5 protein-coding genes are annotated in these 3,581 nt (G+C 68.6%); 2 read left to right on the forward strand and 3 right to left on the reverse strand.

Annotated elements, in window-relative coordinates; genetic code table 11:
* Nucleotides 1-217: 217 nt before the first annotated feature.
* From HUU95_RS11020 to HUU95_RS11030, 3 genes are read right to left on the reverse strand one after another with little or no spacing between them, the layout of a single operon-like run.
* Nucleotides 218-361, reverse strand: a complete 144-nt coding sequence (locus HUU95_RS11020; protein WP_174280159.1) for a hypothetical protein — start codon at nt 359-361, stop codon at nt 218-220.
* Between the two features lie 47 nt (nt 362-408).
* Nucleotides 409-675 carry a hypothetical protein gene (locus HUU95_RS11025; protein ID WP_174280160.1) on the reverse strand — a complete coding sequence of 89 codons (267 nt, stop codon included), beginning with the start codon at nt 673-675 and terminating at the stop codon, nt 409-411.
* A complete protein-coding gene (locus HUU95_RS11030; RefSeq protein WP_174280161.1) occupies nt 672-1,106 on the reverse strand; it encodes a helix-turn-helix transcriptional regulator in 435 nt (144 codons plus the stop codon). Before HUU95_RS11030 ends, HUU95_RS11025 begins: the two co-directional genes overlap by 4 nt.
* Before the next feature lie 121 nt (nt 1,107-1,227).
* Here HUU95_RS11030 and HUU95_RS11035 point away from each other — a divergent pair, with 121 nt between their 5' ends.
* Together HUU95_RS11035 and mobF are read left to right on the forward strand one after the other, a co-directional pair.
* Nucleotides 1,228-2,034 (forward strand): hypothetical protein, encoded by an 807-nt coding sequence (locus HUU95_RS11035; RefSeq protein ID WP_174280162.1) that lies wholly within the window; start codon nt 1,228-1,230, stop codon nt 2,032-2,034.
* A partial coding sequence (gene mobF / locus HUU95_RS11040; protein ID WP_174280163.1) for a MobF family relaxase occupies nt 2,031-3,581 on the forward strand: 1,551 nt, incomplete at its 3' end. The genes HUU95_RS11035 and mobF, both read left to right, overlap by 4 nt.

Here is a 3,581-nt window from a genome sequence, read left to right on the forward strand (position 1 = left end):
CACGCCGGCCTGGGTGCCCCCGCCGGAACCGCTGAGCGAGTTCGAGCACCCGGCCGCAGTTGTTCGAGCAGCCTCGGATCTCAGAAGGAGGTCACACACCACGCTATGGATAGCGGTCGTGTGCAGGTCGGAAATGCGAGTGCAATCAATGCTGTAGCAGCGTAGCAGTATCGCTACGCGGCAGCCCGAAGCTGGTGCGGGACGTGCTACGCCGGTGCTACGGTGCTACAGGACGGTCTTCCTGCTTCTCGTTCTGCAACGGAAGCAGGGTAATATCGACGTCGTCGGGAAAAGCATCGTCGGCGTCGAGTGGCTCGAGCATGCGCAGGATGGCGAGCAGGTCCGGCCTGGGATCTGCCATGGCTTGGCGCGGATCATCGTCGTCTTGGGTCGGTGTCCTGCTCCTCGTCACTGCTCGGGCGGGCGGGTGATCCATAGTCGCCTGTCGAATAGAAAGACCAGCACGACTATCCCGGACAGCGTCGCCGCAACGTAGCAGACGCGGGCGGGCAGGTTCAGGTCGAGCCATAGCTCGGCGAGCAGGCCTGCCATGGCCAGCAGGACGGTCAACAGCGTCAGCCCGATAACCACCTGCCGGTTGCGATGCCGCACTGTCACGCGGCGCGCGTTAGTCTTCAGCCGCGTCTCCCAGACTTTCTCCGACCGCTTTGTCACGCTTTCCCCCTGCCGATTGCCCGAAGCGTGCGCCGCAGCCGCTTGCGGTTCGCCTCGTCCTCGGTCGGATCGTCGTCAAACAGGTCGCGGACGAGCTCGACAATGACCCGGGCATCGACGGGCTCGGCGCCGACTTCTGTGCCGACTTGCGTGCTGGCGGCCTCGACATCGCGCGCGATCCGGTCGAACCGGTCCCAGTCGGTCGGAGTATGGCGTGTAGGCGGTGTAAGATCCTCGCCCATGACGATCCACTCGGGATCAACGCCGTAAAGCCTTCTCAGCTTGGCCAGCACGCTGATAGACGGCTCAGCCGCGTTCTGCTCCCAGTTGATGACCGCGCGCCGCGAGTAGCCCAGCGCCTCGCCGAACGCGGCCTGCGCCAACCCCGCGCGCACGCGTACTGCCTTCAAGCGTTCGCCGATGCTCGACACGGTTGACACAGCCTGCTTACATCCTGTGTAGTACGCTGCACACAAGGTGCTTCGTCAGGCGTACCGCGATGAAAGCGCGCGCGCAACGGCGACGGGCGCCAGAGGCGGGAGGCTTGATCCAATGGCGCAGATCAACGCGCGCATACCCGACGAGGTCGCGGCAGCACTCGACCGCTGGGCATCCGAATCCGGCGTCGAGCGTGCCACGCTGGTGCGGGATGTGTTGAGCGAAGCCGTGACGGCGCGGGGTCAGGGTAGGGCGAGCTTTGAACGTCCGGAGACGGTCGACCCTGCTGACGTGCAGCGCCTGATCGTGGATGTTCGAGGTTTGAAGATGGAGCTCGCGCGCGTGCTCGAGCAGAATGCCAAGCGCGACGCTGCACTGGTGAAGAGTGCCAGGGCGGACAGCGTCGGGGTCAGCGAGGCGCGCACCGCGATCGTCTCCCGGCTGGTCGCGGAGTTGCAGCAGGTCCGCGACGCCGTCCTGGACGCGACCGCGAAGCTTTCGGCCGAGCAGGCCACCGCGCTGGCCGCATCCCCAGCGCTCGCCGCCGTGGTGTCGGCCGTCAACGCCCAGGCCAAGGTGCTGCGTGAGTACATGGCAAAGGCCGATCGCTGGTTCGAGCAGCCGCGCACCCAGGTCCGCTACACCGTCTGGGACCGCGACTGGTCGGGGCGCAGAGTGGGGGCGACGCTGGTCGGTATCTGGTCGCTCTGCGTCGCCAGCTACTTCTTCCTGGCGATGCTGCTGCCGGGACCGTGGCTGGCGGTGCGTTCGGCTAACACCCTGCTGGGCGGCGGGGACCAAGCGGTCTGCGCTCTCGTAAATTACCGGCTGGCGACCGATAGCTGCCGGACGCAGTTCGAGGGCCGGCCGGGCAGGATGGTGGTACGGGCGATGCCCGGCGCGCCGGAGGGCAAGCTGTGATCTCGGTCGCGGCGGTCGGTTCGGCCTCCGACGCAGCCGGCTATTACGCGCGCGACAACTATTACACTGTGGATCAGGCGGAGGGTGCCAGCACCTGGGCAGGCGAGGGGGCGGCTGAGCTTGGCCTGTCCGGACCGGTCGATGCGGAGCAATTCGAGAAGGTGCTCGCCGGCGAGCTGCCGAACGGCGTCGTGCTCGACGCCAAGCGCGGGGAGCACCGGGCGGGCTGGGATGTCACCATGTCGGTGCCCAAGTCGGTGTCGATCCTGGCGCTGGTGGGCGGGGATGTTCGGCTGGTGGTCGCGGTGCGCGAGGCGGCCGCGGTCACGCTCGCCTGGGTGGAAGCCAACATCGCGGAAGGGCGGGTCTGGAACGGCAAGGGACAGGTGCCGGAGGCGACCGGCCGGTTCGTCGCCGCTACCTTCCTCCATGACGTAAACCGGAGCGGCGAGCCGCAGCTGCACGTCCACAACGTCGTCGCCAACGCGACCCGCACCGCTGATGGCAAATGGCGCGCGCTGCACGCGGATCAGCTGTACGAACGTCAGCACGTCATGGATGCGGTGTTCCTGTCCGCGTTGCGCAGCCGGATCGAGACGCTCGGCTTCGCCACCATCCCCCGGCATGACGGCCGGAACGGCGCCTTCGAAATCGCGGGCGTGTCGCGCGATGTGGTGGAAGCATTCTCTGCCCGCTCGGCGCAGATCGACGCGTACATCAAGGAGCGCGGGCTGGAGAACACGCTGCAGGCGCGGGAGATCGCGGCACTGGCGACCCGCGACCCCAAGTCGTCCGAGATCGCGCCGGCGCAGCGCGCGGAAGGGTGGCGGCTGCTGGTGGCGACGAAGGGGCTAAATCCGGTAGCGCTGGTGGAGGACGCGCTGGCACAGGCAGGGCGGTGTGAGACGGTGTGGACGCGCGCGATGCGTGGCGTGCGCGGGATAGGCGAGCGCGGGATCGCCATCGCGGGCCGCATGGGGCTGACCCCGTGCGACGGCGACCCACTCGTGCCCGAGCGTCTCGGGCGGCTGAACTCGACCGCCTATGCCGCGGCGCAGGCGGTCGCGTCCGCGGTGCGCGACTTGGGCGAGCGCGAGGCGGCGTTCGACCGGCTGGAGCTGATCCGCGAAAGCCTGTCGCGAGGCGGGCCGGTGACGGTCGCCGACGTCGAAGCCCGGTTGGCGCTGTTGCAGGAAAAAAAGGGCCTGCTGCTCGGTGACGGCGACCGCATGGTGACCACCCGGGGAGCCGTGCAGCTCGAGCAGGCGTATCTCGCCGCGGTCGGAGCGGGGCAGGGGCGCTCGGCTCCGATCGTGCCCGTTATCGACGCCGCGTCGCGTGCGCAGGAGGCGGCGCGCGAGTTGGGCCTGCGCCGGCTCAACCCCGGCCAGCAGGCAGCAGCAGTGTTGGTGCTGTCCTCGTCGGACCGGGTGGTCAACGTCCAGGGTGGGGCCGGGCGCGGCAAGTCGGCGGCGCTGGCCCCGATCGTCAGCATCGCGAGAGCCGAGGGACGTGCCGTGCTCGGCCTCGCGCTGGCGAGCCGAACC

It is taken from the genome of Sphingomonas bacterium, from assembly GCF_903643065.1.
In the GTDB taxonomy this organism is placed as follows: domain Bacteria; phylum Pseudomonadota; class Alphaproteobacteria; order Sphingomonadales; family Sphingomonadaceae; genus Sphingomonas.

Coding starts and splice junctions, on each gene's coding strand:
- HUU95_RS11020 (WP_174280159.1), bottom strand. CDS start 361: ATGGCAGATCCCAGGCCGGACCTGCTCGCCATCCTGCGCATGCTCGAG.
- HUU95_RS11035 (WP_174280162.1), top strand. CDS start 1,228: ATGGCGCAGATCAACGCGCGCATACCCGACGAGGTCGCGGCAGCACTC.